This window comes from Neisseria sp. P0022.S010, assembly GCF_051956635.1.
In genome coordinates this window covers 1-703 of sequence record NZ_JBQCXF010000787.1, presented here as the reverse complement: position 1 = coordinate 703, position 703 = coordinate 1, and the positions used below count along the sequence as shown (strand labels likewise).

Here is a 703-nt window from a genome sequence, read left to right as displayed (position 1 = left end):
ATATCGGTAATATTGCCTGCAAAGGCCGTCTGAACAGCGAGGGCAACGCTGAAGCCGGCAAATAATTTTGTCATGTGCTTGGTTTTCATAATCGAGTGAGACCCCTAAATTAATTTGAATTCGAACTATCTGAGCTATCAGAAGAATCTGCCTCTTTGCTGCTCAACGGCAATTCGGCCTTCCGGTACACCCAGTTGCCGTAGCTGTCTTCAACTTGCTCGGTCAGGATAATTTTATCTTCAGTAATACTTTGGATTCTGCCGTAATTCTGACCGATGTAGTTTCCGGGATAAACGGTATAAACATGGTCGTTGACTTTGATAAATCCAGAAACTTTGCCACCGCTTTGCAGCGTTCCGACAAAAGCCATGTTTTCCAGACTGAATGCTTCCAAGGTTTCTTTCGGACGGTTTACATCCGGCGCATTACCGCCTTTAGGGGCAGTATCCAAACGGCGTGAATCAAACGCATTCAAGCCTTTAAAATTTGGAGGGTTATACGGCTTGGGCAATGTAACCGTCGGCTCTTCAAATGGAATAATCTTGGATTTCGCTTCCTGACGGGTTTGCGTCATCCATTGAGTCAAATCTTCATAGCTTTGCGTACAGGCTGCCAAGGGAAGAAGACTTAAGAGTAAGATGATTTTTTTCATGATTTCCCTATTCTTTTATTTTTGCTCATTCTCGGCAGGTTTGCCTTCTTC

Annotated in this window: 1 protein-coding gene; it reads right to left on the bottom strand. The window is 44.1% G+C overall.

Annotation, left to right across the window (positions count from 1 at the left end; genetic code table 11):
- Positions 1–109: 109 nt before the first annotated feature.
- Positions 110–652, bottom strand: coding sequence for a pilus assembly protein PilP (locus ACTHUT_RS21410; protein WP_049347906.1), 543 nt, complete (start codon positions 650–652; stop codon positions 110–112).
- Between the last annotated feature and the right edge of the window lie 51 nt (positions 653–703).

Coding starts and splice junctions, on each gene's coding strand:
- ACTHUT_RS21410 (WP_049347906.1), bottom strand. CDS start 652: ATGAAAAAAATCATCTTACTCTTAAGTCTTCTTCCCTTGGCAGCCTGT.